This is a genomic window from Guptibacillus algicola, assembly GCF_020171805.1.
In the GTDB taxonomy this organism is placed as follows: domain Bacteria; phylum Bacillota; class Bacilli; order Bacillales; family Guptibacillaceae; genus Guptibacillus; species Guptibacillus algicola.
This window is the reverse complement of record NZ_JAIVAF010000003.1, coordinates 222,695-236,205: the sequence shown is the minus strand read 5'-3', so window position 1 is coordinate 236,205 and position 13,511 is coordinate 222,695. Positions and strand designations below refer to the sequence as shown.

The window sequence follows — 13,511 nt, the reverse complement described above, 5'->3', positions numbered from 1 at the left end:
TTGTATGCCAAATAAATTAACGATAGGACTAAGCACTTGATGTAGTAAGAGTGATAAAGCCATTTCCTTAAACTGATCGAAACTTAGTTCTTAGCAATTGTCGAGCCTTATTCGTATGTAACGACGTATCGATCGATAGATAAGGGAATTCTTCTTTTGATACCTTACTTGGACTTAGAAGGCTAGTATCCCATCCAAGTTCCGTTAAACGATTTTTAAAAAACGAATAGTAGCTTACTTTATCCTGTGGACCAACATGTAATGTCCCATTATACTTCATCTCAGGCAACTCAAGAATCGAACACGATAAATCAGTTACATTAACAAACGTTCTATACACATCTTCCCATGCATAGATCTGCTTATTTTCTTTGATTCTCTCAATCATGTTTAAAGTGCGTTTTTCAATAGATTGATTCAGATTACCCCCGTATAAGGGACCAGTTCGAAGGATTATATGATTGGAGTGATTTTGCCGGATTAAGTTCTCTCCAATAGATTTACCATTCACATACTCAGCTAAGGGGGCTTCATTAGGAAGCATACCAATTGGATCATTTTCCGAATACTCTCCCTTACCCTCAACAAAAACGCCATCAGTTGATAGAAAAATAAGTTTTGTATCGTTCGTTAATTCTGATAGTACATTCTTAAGTCCTACATTGATTAAGTGGATTTCTTCTTCAAAACTCATAAGCGACCAGACGACAACTTCTGGATTACTTTCTTTAATTGCTTTCCTAATAGATTCTTTGGTTGTAACATCCACCTGAATAATAGTAGAGTTTTCATGTGGGAAGCGGGAAGTACCAAACACACTTATATTCTTGTTCTCTGATGCCAATTGTATGACAGTTGAACCTAGAAACCCTGTTGCGCCTAAAATAAGTATCCTCATTTTATTTTCCTCTTCAAGTTAATTTATCAATTGTATGTGTTATACCATTCTCCAAACTTTTTCATGCAAGAGTCTTCTTTTATAGTGTGATACTGCATGAAATCATCTTCACTAAATTCAGCTAATGTTTTCTCGAAATGTTCCGGTATAAATATGTACCATAGATCTGACCATTTTCTTTCATTATCTTTGCCTTTTATTTCAGTTGAAATCTCTCCTGGAGCTTTACTTTCAAAGAACTTCATAACTTCTCCATCGTAGTAAGCTAAACAAGACCTAAACTCACTTTTTCGGTTCTCCTCTCCGCTTAGCAATTTTATGACACCCTGTATACCAATTGTCTCTAACATGTGATTAACATAGGCTTTTGGAAATCCGTTTAATTGAAATATGAAGAAACCAGAGTCTAGTGCGATGCATGGACGTTGTACAATTTCATATGCTTGTAAAACCTTGTGTTTTGCAATCTCTTTTATATCGTCACTTCTTGGTTCAATTAAGTCTGCTTCAATAGGTAGAATCCTTATATTATGTAAATCCTTCTCGGCAGAAGCAATTTTACCTTTATTAGTAGTAACAAAGACTATTTCTTTCACCACGTTCTTCCTTCCTATTTCTTCACATCCAGCGAGTACCTCAGTCGTAAAATTCCATGTGTGGTTTTTCATTTTTATAGTAATCTAACCTGTCCTGTAAAGTTCCAGTGTGGAATTCAAATTTATGACCATCAGGGTCAGTAAAATAAATAGATTTCTTGTCCTTCTTATCCCTTGGACGACCTGGTAAGATCGTTACATCAAGCTCAACTAGTTTCTTGTACATTTTCTCAAAATCGTCTTCCTCAATTGAAAAAGCAATATGTGTATAGGATTGTTTTATTTCTTCACGAGGAATGCCCTTCTCTTCATTGAGAGCAAGCCACATTCCATTGAGGTCGAAGTATGCTGTCGTTCTACCTTTTACTAACAATTCAGCATCAAATACATTCTTATAAAACTCAATCGAATGTTCCAAGTTAGAAACTGAGAACAAAAAATGATTCAAACCTTTAATAGACACGTTGATCACCCTAAACAATTTTTAGATTATACTGACACTGGAATTCATTATAAAGTCGCTTAATACTTACTCACTTTGTTAAGAATAATTTTTCTGTACATCCCATTTAACATCGCGGGATTGTCTTCTTTAACGAATAACGTTTCTTTATGGTTATCATGCAATTTCTCAAAGTCAATTCCTATGTCTGTACCTAGTCGTTTTATGAACGGCCTAATAGCTTTTTTGAACGGGGATAGTCCTTTGTCTTTTGGTTTGAACTTATCAAAAATGATCAATTCTCCATTTGGTTTTAAGACTCTCGCCATCTCTTTTAGACACGTGTCTGCATCTGGAACAACTGATAACACAAGACTTCCTATCACAACATCAAAATCACAATCTCGAAAACTCATTTGCTGAGCATCCATCTTTAAGAATTGTATCGATGAACCATTAAATTTTGCTTTTGCTCTCTTTAGCATATCATCAGAATAATCGATCGCAGTGATATTAAGTTCTGTGTGATCGATCTGCTCTAGTTCTGCCCCAGTTCCTACTCCCACAACTAGTATCCTTTGGTTTTTCACAAAATGGGTTTTACTAAAAATCTCTTTCCGTGCGTTCAGGAATTTCCCAGTGTTAAAAAACTTATCGTAGAAAGGAGCCCATAACTTATAGATCCATTCATTCCAGTGATTGTTCATCTTTCACCTCAAATCTTAAACAGAGTCATTCAATGAAACTGCCCATCTGCCTATTAATTTAACAAATAGTTTTTTTATGCCTTTAATAGAAACGCTCCCGAATTAGGAGATTGGGGACTATGTCTGTTTTTTTCTAAAGAAATTAGAAGCGACAATCAAAACTAATCCACTAATCAAAAGAGGTATGGACAGAACTGATAGATAATCTGGGATCTCTTTAATGAAGCTTTCATTGAAAGCAATTCCAATTGCAGTTATCCAAACACCTAAAGGAAATAGGATTCTTCGAAGGTTTGTTTTTACCATCAATAACCTCCTTTTAGTCTTCATCGTTAATTACCCTTTGCTTAATAGAAATGAAAGCTTATCTGATTATAGAAAAGCTCCCACTTCTTGCATTTCAATTCCAACTGCAAACTAAAACAAAAACCATAAATAGATACTGAACCCGACAACAATCAAACCAATTGTCTTTTTAAAGAATTGAAGAATATACCCTGCAAACATCACTATTAATGCCAACCATTTGAAGTTGTAATAATCCCTAATAGACTCAGCAATATACCCCATAAAAGTTGAAAAAACTAAAAAGATAATAATGAAAGGAATAAGTATATTTATCCCTATTTTCAAGTAGAACAATTTACCCCTCCTCACCGATATGACAAACTAAGGTGGAAAGTCCGTTACATCAAATAAGATTATTCTATTTACTGTTCATCAAATGCTTCAGTATTAAACAATTGAAGATATTTTCCCCCTTCAACCCTCTCTGTGAATTCACCATTAGTTATTTCGTTAATCAAACTTCGCCAAAAAAGTTGAGCAGGTTTGTTTTTTTCTATTTGAGTAATTTCCCAATCACCTGGAAACATTGTGAATAGTCTAGTAGCAATTTGCTTTCCATAACCCTTGCCACTATGCTTAGCCATGATAAAGAATTCTTGAATCGTATTAGGACTTGATTCATGTGCACTTTCCACAAGCGCGAACCCAATCAATTCATCTTCTACCTTAATAAAATAAGCATGAAAGTTACTGTCACTCCAATACTTTTCTAATTCAAATGGCTTGTATGCTCCATTCTGTTCTAACCTTATTTCAGGGATATACTTACTAAACTCATAAAAATAATATTGCATGACATTATGTAATAGTTTCTCTTCGCTGGCCTTCACTTTTTGCAACCTAAGCATTCCCTCATCTCCTTCAACGATAGTTGTTTCTCAAGAAAGCTGTTTCGTTCATAATACACCACCCTAAACGCCGACTACTTCACTTCTTCTTTCAAACAGAATCACATCTCTCCATCGTCCATCTTGCATGTGACCGACCTTTTCACGCACGCCTACTTCCTTAAACCCATGCTTTTTATGAAGATGGATGCTTGCACTATTTTCATGAAAGATCCCAGCAGTGAGTGTCCAAAAGCTAGCGTTCTCTGAGCGTTGGATAAGCGTTTTTAGTAGCTCATCCCCTAGTCCCTTACCTTTCTCACGGGGGTGGACATAGACGCTTACTTCTCCAACTCCTCGATACACGTATCGGTTTGACGATTTGTTTAGCTTGCAAAAGCCTTGTAAGCCACTTTCGTCAGTTGCTACTAACGTACATTGTGGAACCACGTTAGCGGTGAAGCTTTCATATGTAGGTACGTTATACTCAAACGTAGCATTTCCTGTCTCGATTCCTAATCGATAGATTTCTTTCACGTCGTCCCAATCTGACATTGTCATTTCTCTTATGTTGTACGGCATATCTTCACCTCTACCTTCATGATCCTAATCTAGTAAAAAACAGCTTACCAAACCTGGATAAGCCGCCTAAAAGTATCCTTCTTCCCCAAAATACATAATTCCAAATGTGAGTACCATCATAAACGCAGCTAACCAATCATGGTAGTACGTTTTACTCGAACGATCTTGAAGATATTCTTCGATTCCTCTATTAATGGAAGTAAGAAACATCATGATGAACGATGGACTTAATTTCACAATCGTTGAGTAATGCGGTCGCTCAAGCAAAAATTCAAAGGTTAGAAAGATAAATATAATAAGAAGTAAAACATCGATTGCGATCGATACTTTATATCTTTCTTCATGGAAGATCCATCTATTTTGACTTTTAATACCTAGTTTTCGTTTCATGTAGATCTCACTTATGAATAGGTAGATGAGGATCACGACAAGTAAATAAATAAGCATTGGGGTCAGACCCCCTCCCTAAACAATTTACTGTTCTCTCTTCTTATACTCCTTCGATTTCCACGCCCAGGAAAAAAACATGTGGAAAAGCATTGTTAATAAAGCTATAAAAAAATACTCCCACCAAGTAAAGGGATTACCATTAAAGAGATCTACAACAAAATGTCCTGAAAACCAAATCAAAAAGGTAGATAGATACTTATTCATCCCATTTCTAACTGCCTCACTCTGCATCCTTACAACCCCGCTAACTTCTTATCCAAACTATAATACTGCTTTCCTTCGTACACACGCTCATCATAGATTTCAAATCCAAGTGATCGCCAAAACCGTAGCCCGTGAGTATTTTCAGCATGTACGGCAATTTGAATGATGTCTGCATTCTTTTCTTTCATCATGTTTTCATACATGGCGAAAACTTTCTTAGCATACCCACGCCCCTGGTCCCTTCCATCGATCAGCAGTAAGCTCAGCCACGGTTTCCCAGAACGAGGACTTTCCATGCCATACTCTATTATTCCGATCGTGCTATCATTCTTTTTAATGAAGTAACGCTCAGTATTAAACGCTTCCACTTCTCTGTATTGCTGCATAAGATCTGACTCGTCTAGCTTCTCTTTATCAAATGCGATCACATTATAAGCTGGGTTCGTATTGAAAATATCCTTCTCCACGTCCGATGGTCCATCACTCTTCACAAACGTAATCATCCTGATCTCCTTTACACGGTATTAAATAAGCGAATGATCATTCTCGGGATCAGCATGATGATATTTGCGAGGACCTCAAAGAACGTATATTCTGCAAAGTCTTTCAAGAACCCTTTCTCTTTTCGCTTCTTCAAGTCATTCACCACTTTCAGCTATAGAACTTTTTCGTCCATTTCTCTAGCACGTCCTCAATTGCAGCCATGGTTTCCTCTGCATCATGATTGAACTTCAGCCTGAAATAACAGCTCTTCAAGAACCCTAGCACGTTCCCTTTCGTATGTAGAAATGCAACGCTAAAGCCCTCTTGATCGAAAGATGATGATAGCTCATCCTCTAGTCGGTCTACCCACGTTGCGAGAACATCGTCTTTTAATCCTCGTGAAAGAAGTGCCTCGATCGCCATCAACAACCGCTCGTCTTCATCATCAACGTATAGACCTTTTTTGAAAAGACAGCCTGCAATTGTATTCAGACAGGAATCAATCCGCTCTACTGGAAATGCTTCATGACGAATCGCTTCATCAAGCGCATCTGCACCATGTGCAATACTATGCGCCCAGCCTTTCCCCTTCACAAAACCTCTAATATCACTCTCTTCTTGCAAATAACGGAGGATCGCTTCAGTCGCATTCTCAACCCGTTCACGTGATAGAAGTGATGACTCACGGTCTTTATGTAAAATTAAAGCAACGATCAAAACAGAAAATGAGCGAGTGAAAACCGCATCCCCTTTTTCCTGCCCAATCTTTAAGAAAAGATGGTCCTCATCAAGACATGTTGTTAACGTATTGACCAACTGTTCTTCACTAAGATGGTCTTCCAACACCAAATTACAAAACGTCTGGTAAATCAGCTCATCCCGCAGCACAGGGTCCGTCGAACCAATTTGACTTAACATCTCCTGAAGAAGAACGTCCAGATCAACTCGCTCCGTCTCACAATCTAACTCTCGTAACCTTGCCTCTAGCTTACTCACCACTACCACCTCCGTCTTCTTCCATAGTTTAACAGATTATCACGTGCTCTACAGGTTAATTGTCATAAAATGGTTCATCAAAAATGGTACCAATGGAAGACCAGCCATAGTTTACTGTGACGAGTGGATGACCATGGATGACGTCCGTTTGCTCACTAATGACCTCTCCATCTAACCGTTCGTAAAACCCTCTACCTACTGTATTATCCTTGAATGTTCCGATAAACATCGTCTCTACGTTATGGTTTATGAAATGCTGAACAGCTTTTTGTAGAAGCTGCTTTCCTACTCCAGACTGTTGATACTCCGGTAACACATACAACATCTTGATTTCACCCTTGTAGCCTTTCGGAGGATTCAATGCAAACGTACCAAGCACAAAACCAATAGCACTGTTATCAATCTCTTTCACAAAGCAAAAAGGGCGTCGAACCTCACTTCCGAAAATTCGATGGAATCGATCAAGGACTGTTTGATCTGTCACCGTCTCTAGCAATGCACGAGGTAAAAAGCCCTTATGACTCGCTAGAAATGTTTCTTTATAAATACCGACCAATACTGGTAGATCTTCTGTCGTCATTTCTCTAATCAACAGGCTCTCTCCCCTTTGAAATGTTAGCAATTACTTTACTTGCTTTATCTCATTACCCGCCTGATCAAAATAAGTATAGTTCTGAAAAACATAACTGTTCGTTATTGGTAGATCGACCCAGGTAACAGAAGGCTGATGAGAAGGAAATCCTTGTTCAATTGTTTTTCCGTTTATGTCTACAGTCATTCCAGCAACGTCATTTTTCGAATTTGTGATAAACATAATCTTTTTTGAGCTTCCTACTAAAGGTAAGAACATACTAAGGGAGTCTTCTCCCCTACGTTCAACATGATTCCATACGTAATTCCCCTGCTCATTTTTATGGAATTTGATATAAGAAGGTCGTTCATCCGATAGAAATCCTGCAAGCCTAACATCATCAAAATCTTTTACTCCAAGCAGTTCAATGTTCTTATCTTCATAGCCTTCGACCGACTGAATCACCTGAACGATTGAATTCTTGTCATTTCCGTATAACGCTTCAGAACCATCCATATAAAATGAAAATACTGTGATGAAACCCAATGCCCCAAGCATTATAGCTATTTTCTTCTTCATACTCTCCCCCAAATCTATTTTAAGCTCATCAATCTCGCTAAAACACGAACACTAATAATAAAATTCCGATTCCAAGCGCGCCCGTAAAGTCTCTTTTCGCTCAATAGTTCACCTTTCCTGCTTACCCAATAAGGATAGAAAAACCCCACTACTGGAGCGAGCACGAGTCCAAGTGATAGTAACATCTCTGCCAAAACGTTCATGCTACATCCTCATCCACGATTGATATCTGCTTTCCCTCTCATCACATCACCAAGCTCATTAATCATAATCGCCACAACGATCAACAGCACTCCCATCCATTGGAGGAGCGAAACGGATTCCGATAGCACGATCATCGCAGAAATGATGGCGACTGGTAGCTCGATTGAACTTAGCACATTCGCGAGCCTTCCTGTAATGAGCGGGGCACCTTTCGCAAAGAACAACGTCGGTATCACGCCTCCGACAAGCGCAAGCCCCGTACCCAACAACCACAAACGACCGTCAGTAATTCCAACAGAAGGAATGTCTTGAACAAACACGATTAATACGAGAACCATTGAACCTGCCACCATCAGCATACTGCGGACGATTGGATTCGAGTCCGTCGCAACTTGTCCGCTAAAGAAGATAAACCCTGCATACGAAGCACCAGCTAGAAATCCGAGAAGTAATCCGATTGGATGCAATGCTGATGCATCCCCAGCGATGATGTTCGATGCGAATATGACCCCAGTTAACGTCACGAGGAGGGAGAGGAAGTTTACTTTAGTTGGTTTAACCTTGCTGAAGACCCACTCATAGATCATCCCGATCCACACAAATTGAAAAAGCATGATGATCGCAAGCGAAGCGCTCAAATACAGCATCGCGCCGTAATAGAAGATACTCGTTAACCCCATCGCGGTACCAGTGATCATAATTTTGATGTAGTCACGCTTCGATATGTTTTTTAACTTCAAACCTAGTACCAAGCTAAGACCAGCCAACAAGATGAAGGCGAGCACCATTTGAGCAATATTGATTTGTCCTAACGAATACCCATACCCAAACCCCGTCTTCACAAAGACTGGCGTGAACCCGAAGCTGCCAGCTCCTAACAGGACGTAGATTATTCCTTTTAATTTCATAGATGTTCTCCTTTTGTTAGTTTGCATTCTAAGAAGCACGTACTAAAAAAAACGCACTCCGAGATTAGGAGTTACGTCTTGTAATAATTCTTTTGTCACTCACGAATACCTTCTCTTCTTGAAAAACGTCACATCAAAGAAAGCAATGCCAGTCGCCATTCCAAATGGTACGAAGAAATCAAGTGGACGGATGTCTTCGGAAGTAACAAGTGACATGGCGATATTGATTGCACTTAAGGCCACAAACCAAGCGAGGAACCTAAGTATTCTCGCCTTCTTTTCCTTTCTATCCATTCGAATCGCTTTAAAAAATGAAAGGATAGCGACATAGCCTACATATAGAAAAAAGTACACCAAGCAACTGATCACAGTAACCATTGCGAAGTAACTGTCGTAATCGTTGTATACGATTAGCATCATTACCGCTAAACTCATTAGAAAAACACTAAATAAACCCACATTAACTGGGTGCAATCTTCTCAAAAGTCCAAACTCCTTTTACGGCAAATCTATTATGTATTCATACCATTCCCTACAAACGCTATCCATCCACAGTTTAACAGATTAAACAACTAGATATGAAACTAATGTGAATCGAAGCAACATTTGTTAAGATGGAAAAATACTACATAAAAGGAGTGAGACACCATTCCACAATGCCATGTTTGCCACAACACATTCTCATGGGAAGCAGTTCAAAAGGCTATGTTTTTTGCTTATCGCCCGATTGTTTGCGAAGAGTGTGGGACAGTAAATCAGGTGACGTTCGGTTCTAGAATTCTAGTTGCGATCCTTAGTGTTGTTCCGATCGGTCTATTAGGTATGTTCGTTACTGCAACCTCTACACTCTCTACTTCAACTACGATCGTCGTGGCGATCCTTTATGCAATCGGGATGCTTCTTGCCCTGCCGTACTTCGTAAAATACCGCTCGACAAAAACTAACTCAATGGACAAACAGAGTGAAAGAAATGACTCTTATTAACAGTGAAATCCATGAGAAAAAGCCACCTCCTTCTCTAACAAAGAGGTGGCTTAACGTGTAGCTTTTTACAAGAATACCTGACTAAGACCGAAGTATTCTTTTTAAATCATTATAATTTTGCTCTACAAACGCACGGTTCTTTTCCATCATGCCTCTTCTTTTACACCAACCAATCGAATTAAAGGCGTCGATGAAGGTATAAAACGGTAGCACGTTTTGGAGATCAATCAGTGGCCGAATCGATCGGTAACCTTCTACGAATGCTTCCATTGTTCCAGGGTATTTCCTGAAAATGTCTCGGTTAATTTTCGTGAAGTCGATCTCTGTTGCACCGATCCGAACACTTTCGAAATCGATAATACCAGCTACTCGATTGTCATTCACTAAAATATTGCCTGATCGAAAATCCATATGGATGAATCGTGGTCCCTCTGGAGGTGGAAGTAACTGTTGAAGATCATGGAAATGAGTAAGTGACTGTTCAAATAAATTTCTCTCGATCACTTTCTTCACATCTTCTGCAAAGGAGTAGAACTGCTGTTTAATAAACTCCGTCCAACGATCATACTCATTCGAAACAGCCCGTCCATAATCAGATTCTTCAGGAACGATGCTATGTAGCTTGGCATGGTGAACGCCAATATCAAACGCTAAAGCTGAATCTACCTTTTCAGATATAGGAACACCATCTATCACAGATAACAGAAATGCACCAGTGACTTCTTCATCACCTTCCCAGTAGTCTAACACTTTCGGAACAGGAAGATGTCCGTCTAAGCGTTTGAGCACTTGTAATTCTCGATCTCGTTTTACTTTTGAATATGGAATCTTAATATACACAAGACGGTGATCGCGAAGTTTCACGTTATAGACAGTGGAACTAAACGACTCAGGAACATTTTCTATTTCTAACACATCCAACTTAAATGCATTGATAACGCGCTTTAACGTATCCATTTGTAACCCTCCGTTAATCCCTTTAAACAAAGTATGTATGACATATAAAAAAGCCTACCCCAATTAATGATAAGCTCACTTTCAGCAGGTTAATCCTACGTGTTCATTCGTAATCAGCCTGACTACTATCAAAGTCAGTAACCCAATTCTTTATGTGTAGAACACATCTTTTAGTGCCACTCCAAGGTTCGAATAAAATCGTGCTTGAATGTTCCCTTCATTTGATTTTGTCCATTCTATTGCTACTGAAGGACGAATACCCGTGATCATCACGTTCGTTCCAATAATCGAGATGGTGTTCACGAGCTTTTGAATATTTGCGAGCAGAACTGGGTCAATATTCCCGATGGCGGAAAGGTCGATAATCAGCTCATTGACCCTGAGCTCCGAAACTCTTTCAACACCTTTATCAATGATGTGATTAAATTCAAATTCGTCCATCGTGGATTGGAGGGGGAGCACCGCAACGCCTTCACTGAGAGGAATAACGTTCACTGACAAGCTTTCGACTCGACTCACGAGCTGCAGCTGTTTCTTATAAAGATTACTAACGTCCGTGAACTCAACAAACGCACCAACCACTGTATCACTTTCTCGGAGAAGTCTCGTTTGAATGGAGAGGTACTTTTCGTATTTTCCGTAATGATAGGGCATCACATCAACGAAATATTCTTTATGCGTCTTAACAGTCCTTTCTACGTGCCGAACCTCCTCAGGAGCGCCTTCGAAAACCTCATACATGTTTTCCCCCAACACTTCGTCTGGTGATAGTTCGAGTAAATCTGCTCCCGCTTTGTTAAGTAACGTGATTCGATAGTCATTGTCGATTGCTAAAACACCGTATGAAAGTTTATCTAGAATAGCACGAGAAAGCCCGTTCATATCCATTCCATTCCCCCTTCACTGCACGAGTTATGCTTTCCTTAATTCCCTACCTTTTCTAAAAATCGTGATCTATTACCTAATAAATTCGGCACCGTTCGCCATTTTACCTTTTATATATATATTACTTGACTATAAATCTTTGATCGGTTAATAGTAGAAACGTTTTTGAAAGCTAAGAACAAGAAAGAACGAGGATTCCCGACGTAGTGAGGCAGGTTAGTAAAAAAGGATATTTCCATATTAATGACGAAATGTTGATAACGATAAAATATAAATGTAGACCATGTATAGACAATCAATCGTGACAAATCATAATTCTAGGGGATAAGTCGATGATAGGAATAAGTATAGCAACGAAGTGGGAATTTGAAGCGACATTGGAATATTTCGACATAAAAGATCATGAACGTTTCGGTTATCCTTATGGGGAATATTTCATAAGAACAATGAATGGAACCGAGTTAGTTTTTTATAGTACAGGTGTAAGAAAAGTAAATGGTGTCGGTGGTAATCAATATATGATTTCTAACTTCCATTTAACGAAAGTAATCGTTGCTGGAACATGTGCAGGGATAGATGATACTTTCGGTAATTTGGATATTTTTGTACCGGATAAAGCCGTTCAATATGATTGCACCGTAAAAGAAACCGAGCCTCTTATAAAACAATCCTTCATAGTCGATATTGATTTATCGAAATATGGAAATGATTTTTATACTGGAACAATTGGTACCGCTGATAAAGCAGTCGTTATGTGGAAGGACTATTTAGAACTTAAAGAAAACGACATCACAATCGCCGATACTGAAGCAGGTGCAATTGCTTATATCTGTAAGAAGAATGATGTTGAATGTATTATCATTAAAGGAATATCTGATTTCCCAACAGATGAACGAAACGCTGATAAGGTCGAATCAAACATTGAACAAATGAATGTTTATATAGAAAACACACCAAAAGTTATGAACAAAATATTTGGCGATTATTTAACAAGATTTATATAACTACATGTAAAGGTAGAGGCGTTAGTTGAAGAACAGTTCAATAAATAAAAAAACGCAGAGGATCCTAAAGCCTCTGCGTCTTTCTGCTTGGTACGAACCAGATTGTTCATTACAAACACCATGCTCATCTCAAAACTACTCCTCCCAAAACAACTCATCGAGCGTCTTTCCAAGAGCCTTACAAATCGCTAAACATAGTTGAAGTGTTGGATTATATTTCCCGAGTTCGATCAAGCCAATCGTTTGCCTCGACACACCAACCTTTTTCGCAAGCTCCTGCTGCGATAGGTCGTGCTCTACTCGCGCCATCTTTAGTTTTTTATTCTTCAACGTCGATCACCGCACATCCTGTTCATCATCATCGTCCATCTCCCCCAACTCGTTCTTATTCACCTTATCGCTTCGGTACTTCGCAAATGCGTAAGGAAGGACGAGAATTGCAAATAAGAAAGGAATATAAAAGATGATGCATGTAAAGAAAATCATGAAGAAGAACTCGATCGTCTCTCCTCGCGTTTCACCGAATCGCAGCGAATTGATCGTCGCAATCGATAACGAACCTCCCAGTCCTACGAGCACGCTGATCACAATATTCTTCGTACTCATCTTCCACTTACTCGAACGATCATGCATCTCGACCTCATCTGTGAAAATCCCAAGCATCGACGAGCGTACGAGATAATAAACTCCTCCCCCAATGATGATCAAGAGCTCAAGCCAGAGATTCTCCAAACTTGAATCCCCAAAGAACTGTTCATGAAAGATCGACAGCCCACAAAGCCCAACGGTGATTGAATAAAGTTCTCGAAAAATGCCGTTTTGAAGCCCAGCTATGCGCTCATCCAACACTTTTCGCTTTGAAAAAAGTTTCATTACTTTCCCTCCT

The 13,511-nt window shown here is 39.0% G+C and carries 22 protein-coding genes; 2 read left to right on the top strand and 20 right to left on the bottom strand.

The annotated features are described in order from the left end of the window. Positions 1-67: 67 nt before the first annotated feature. The 16 genes from LCM09_RS08625 to LCM09_RS08555 form a co-directional block, all read right to left on the bottom strand. Positions 68-898, bottom strand: a complete 831-nt coding sequence (locus tag LCM09_RS08625; RefSeq protein ID WP_224880656.1) for a sugar nucleotide-binding protein — start codon at positions 896-898, stop codon at positions 68-70. Positions 899-924: 26 nt separating this feature from the next. Further along, positions 925-1,566 (bottom strand): non-canonical purine NTP pyrophosphatase, encoded by a 642-nt coding sequence (locus LCM09_RS08620; protein ID WP_224880654.1) that lies wholly within the window; start codon positions 1,564-1,566, stop codon positions 925-927. Continuing rightward, complete coding sequence (gene fosM, locus LCM09_RS08615; protein WP_224880652.1) at positions 1,535-1,957, bottom strand: FosM family fosfomycin resistance protein; 423 nt, start codon at positions 1,955-1,957, stop codon at positions 1,535-1,537. The genes LCM09_RS08620 and fosM overlap by 32 nt, the downstream gene beginning before the upstream one ends. Before the next feature lie 59 nt (positions 1,958-2,016). Beyond that, positions 2,017-2,643 (bottom strand): class I SAM-dependent methyltransferase, encoded by a 627-nt coding sequence (locus LCM09_RS08610; RefSeq protein ID WP_224880650.1) that lies wholly within the window; start codon positions 2,641-2,643, stop codon positions 2,017-2,019. A gap of 117 nt (positions 2,644-2,760) precedes the next feature. Then, entirely contained in the window at positions 2,761-2,949 is a 189-nt protein-coding gene (locus LCM09_RS08605) for a hypothetical protein (RefSeq protein WP_224880648.1), read from the bottom strand. Positions 2,950-3,353: 404 nt separating this feature from the next. Then, complete coding sequence (locus tag LCM09_RS08600; protein ID WP_224880646.1) at positions 3,354-3,839, bottom strand: GNAT family N-acetyltransferase; 486 nt, start codon at positions 3,837-3,839, stop codon at positions 3,354-3,356. Positions 3,840-3,902: 63 nt separating this feature from the next. Beyond that, positions 3,903-4,373 (bottom strand): GNAT family N-acetyltransferase, encoded by a 471-nt coding sequence (locus tag LCM09_RS08595; protein WP_404800802.1) that lies wholly within the window; start codon positions 4,371-4,373, stop codon positions 3,903-3,905. Between the two features lie 93 nt (positions 4,374-4,466). Beyond that, a complete protein-coding gene (locus LCM09_RS08590) occupies positions 4,467-4,847 on the bottom strand; it encodes a DUF4181 domain-containing protein (protein ID WP_224880642.1) in 381 nt (126 codons plus the stop codon). Between the two features lie 236 nt (positions 4,848-5,083). Next, positions 5,084-5,557 (bottom strand): GNAT family N-acetyltransferase, encoded by a 474-nt coding sequence (locus tag LCM09_RS08585; protein WP_224880639.1) that lies wholly within the window; start codon positions 5,555-5,557, stop codon positions 5,084-5,086. An 11-nt stretch (positions 5,558-5,568) separates the two neighbouring features. Beyond that, entirely contained in the window at positions 5,569-5,691 is a 123-nt protein-coding gene (locus tag LCM09_RS20745) for a hypothetical protein (protein WP_263622901.1), read from the bottom strand. 14 nt (positions 5,692-5,705) lie between these two features. Continuing rightward, entirely contained in the window at positions 5,706-6,533 is an 828-nt protein-coding gene (locus LCM09_RS08580) for a DUF2785 domain-containing protein (RefSeq protein ID WP_224880637.1), read from the bottom strand. Positions 6,534-6,588: 55 nt separating this feature from the next. Further along, positions 6,589-7,125, bottom strand: coding sequence for a GNAT family N-acetyltransferase (locus tag LCM09_RS08575; protein WP_224880636.1), 537 nt, complete (start codon positions 7,123-7,125; stop codon positions 6,589-6,591). A 30-nt stretch (positions 7,126-7,155) separates the two neighbouring features. Then, positions 7,156-7,683 carry a hypothetical protein gene (locus LCM09_RS08570; RefSeq protein ID WP_224880634.1) on the bottom strand — a complete coding sequence of 176 codons (528 nt, stop codon included), beginning with the start codon at positions 7,681-7,683 and terminating at the stop codon, positions 7,156-7,158. Between the two features lie 14 nt (positions 7,684-7,697). Then, positions 7,698-7,886: a hypothetical protein gene (locus LCM09_RS08565; RefSeq protein ID WP_224880632.1), complete on the bottom strand. Its 189-nt coding sequence runs from the start codon at positions 7,884-7,886 to the stop codon at positions 7,698-7,700. A 9-nt stretch (positions 7,887-7,895) separates the two neighbouring features. Next, positions 7,896-8,795 carry an EamA family transporter gene (locus LCM09_RS08560; protein WP_224880630.1) on the bottom strand — a complete coding sequence of 300 codons (900 nt, stop codon included), beginning with the start codon at positions 8,793-8,795 and terminating at the stop codon, positions 7,896-7,898. 99 nt (positions 8,796-8,894) lie between these two features. Next, positions 8,895-9,278, bottom strand: coding sequence for a hypothetical protein (locus LCM09_RS08555; protein ID WP_224880628.1), 384 nt, complete (start codon positions 9,276-9,278; stop codon positions 8,895-8,897). Between the two features lie 165 nt (positions 9,279-9,443). Here LCM09_RS08555 and LCM09_RS08550 point away from each other — a divergent pair, with 165 nt between their 5' ends. Beyond that, positions 9,444-9,779, top strand: a complete 336-nt coding sequence (locus LCM09_RS08550; RefSeq protein ID WP_224882885.1) for a TIGR04104 family putative zinc finger protein — start codon at positions 9,444-9,446, stop codon at positions 9,777-9,779. A gap of 81 nt (positions 9,780-9,860) precedes the next feature. On the opposite strand, the gene LCM09_RS08545 is transcribed toward LCM09_RS08550, so the two are convergent. Both LCM09_RS08545 and LCM09_RS08540 read right to left on the bottom strand, forming a co-directional pair. Then, positions 9,861-10,736 (bottom strand): phosphotransferase family protein, encoded by an 876-nt coding sequence (locus LCM09_RS08545; RefSeq protein WP_224880626.1) that lies wholly within the window; start codon positions 10,734-10,736, stop codon positions 9,861-9,863. 150 nt (positions 10,737-10,886) lie between these two features. After that, the gene (locus tag LCM09_RS08540) at positions 10,887-11,624 is read right to left on the bottom strand and encodes a PAS domain-containing protein (RefSeq protein ID WP_224880624.1); all 738 of its coding nucleotides are present in this window, start codon (positions 11,622-11,624) and stop codon (positions 10,887-10,889) included. Positions 11,625-11,953: 329 nt separating this feature from the next. On the opposite strand from LCM09_RS08540, the gene LCM09_RS08535 reads away from it, so the two are divergent. Further along, the gene (locus LCM09_RS08535) at positions 11,954-12,625 is read left to right on the top strand and encodes a 5'-methylthioadenosine/S-adenosylhomocysteine nucleosidase family protein (RefSeq protein ID WP_224880622.1); all 672 of its coding nucleotides are present in this window, start codon (positions 11,954-11,956) and stop codon (positions 12,623-12,625) included. A 135-nt stretch (positions 12,626-12,760) separates the two neighbouring features. Here LCM09_RS08535 and LCM09_RS08530 read toward each other — a convergent pair whose 3' ends face one another. Together LCM09_RS08530 and LCM09_RS08525 are read right to left on the bottom strand one after the other, a co-directional pair. Beyond that, complete coding sequence (locus tag LCM09_RS08530) at positions 12,761-12,955, bottom strand: helix-turn-helix transcriptional regulator (RefSeq protein ID WP_224880620.1); 195 nt, start codon at positions 12,953-12,955, stop codon at positions 12,761-12,763. 6 nt (positions 12,956-12,961) lie between these two features. After that, positions 12,962-13,498 carry a DUF6773 family protein gene (locus LCM09_RS08525; protein ID WP_224880618.1) on the bottom strand — a complete coding sequence of 179 codons (537 nt, stop codon included), beginning with the start codon at positions 13,496-13,498 and terminating at the stop codon, positions 12,962-12,964. Between the last annotated feature and the right edge of the window lie 13 nt (positions 13,499-13,511).

Coding starts and splice junctions, on each gene's coding strand:
- LCM09_RS08620 (WP_224880654.1), bottom strand. CDS start 1,566: ATGAAAAACCACACATGGAATTTTACGACTGAGGTACTCGCTGGATGT.
- LCM09_RS08570 (WP_224880634.1), bottom strand. CDS start 7,683: ATGAAGAAGAAAATAGCTATAATGCTTGGGGCATTGGGTTTCATCACA.
- LCM09_RS08625 (WP_224880656.1), bottom strand. CDS start 898: ATGAGGATACTTATTTTAGGCGCAACAGGGTTTCTAGGTTCAACTGTC.
- LCM09_RS08545 (WP_224880626.1), bottom strand. CDS start 10,736: ATGGATACGTTAAAGCGCGTTATCAATGCATTTAAGTTGGATGTGTTA.
- LCM09_RS08560 (WP_224880630.1), bottom strand. CDS start 8,795: ATGAAATTAAAAGGAATAATCTACGTCCTGTTAGGAGCTGGCAGCTTC.
- LCM09_RS08610 (WP_224880650.1), bottom strand. CDS start 2,643: ATGAACAATCACTGGAATGAATGGATCTATAAGTTATGGGCTCCTTTC.
- LCM09_RS08595 (WP_404800802.1), bottom strand. CDS start 4,373: ATGTCAGATTGGGACGACGTGAAAGAAATCTATCGATTAGGAATCGAG.
- LCM09_RS08585 (WP_224880639.1), bottom strand. CDS start 5,557: ATGATTACGTTTGTGAAGAGTGATGGACCATCGGACGTGGAGAAGGAT.
- LCM09_RS08535 (WP_224880622.1), top strand. CDS start 11,954: ATGATAGGAATAAGTATAGCAACGAAGTGGGAATTTGAAGCGACATTG.
- LCM09_RS08565 (WP_224880632.1), bottom strand. CDS start 7,886: ATGAACGTTTTGGCAGAGATGTTACTATCACTTGGACTCGTGCTCGCT.
- LCM09_RS08605 (WP_224880648.1), bottom strand. CDS start 2,949: ATGGTAAAAACAAACCTTCGAAGAATCCTATTTCCTTTAGGTGTTTGG.
- LCM09_RS08600 (WP_224880646.1), bottom strand. CDS start 3,839: ATGCTTAGGTTGCAAAAAGTGAAGGCCAGCGAAGAGAAACTATTACAT.
- LCM09_RS08540 (WP_224880624.1), bottom strand. CDS start 11,624: ATGGATATGAACGGGCTTTCTCGTGCTATTCTAGATAAACTTTCATAC.
- LCM09_RS08590 (WP_224880642.1), bottom strand. CDS start 4,847: ATGCTTATTTATTTACTTGTCGTGATCCTCATCTACCTATTCATAAGT.
- LCM09_RS08525 (WP_224880618.1), bottom strand. CDS start 13,498: ATGAAACTTTTTTCAAAGCGAAAAGTGTTGGATGAGCGCATAGCTGGG.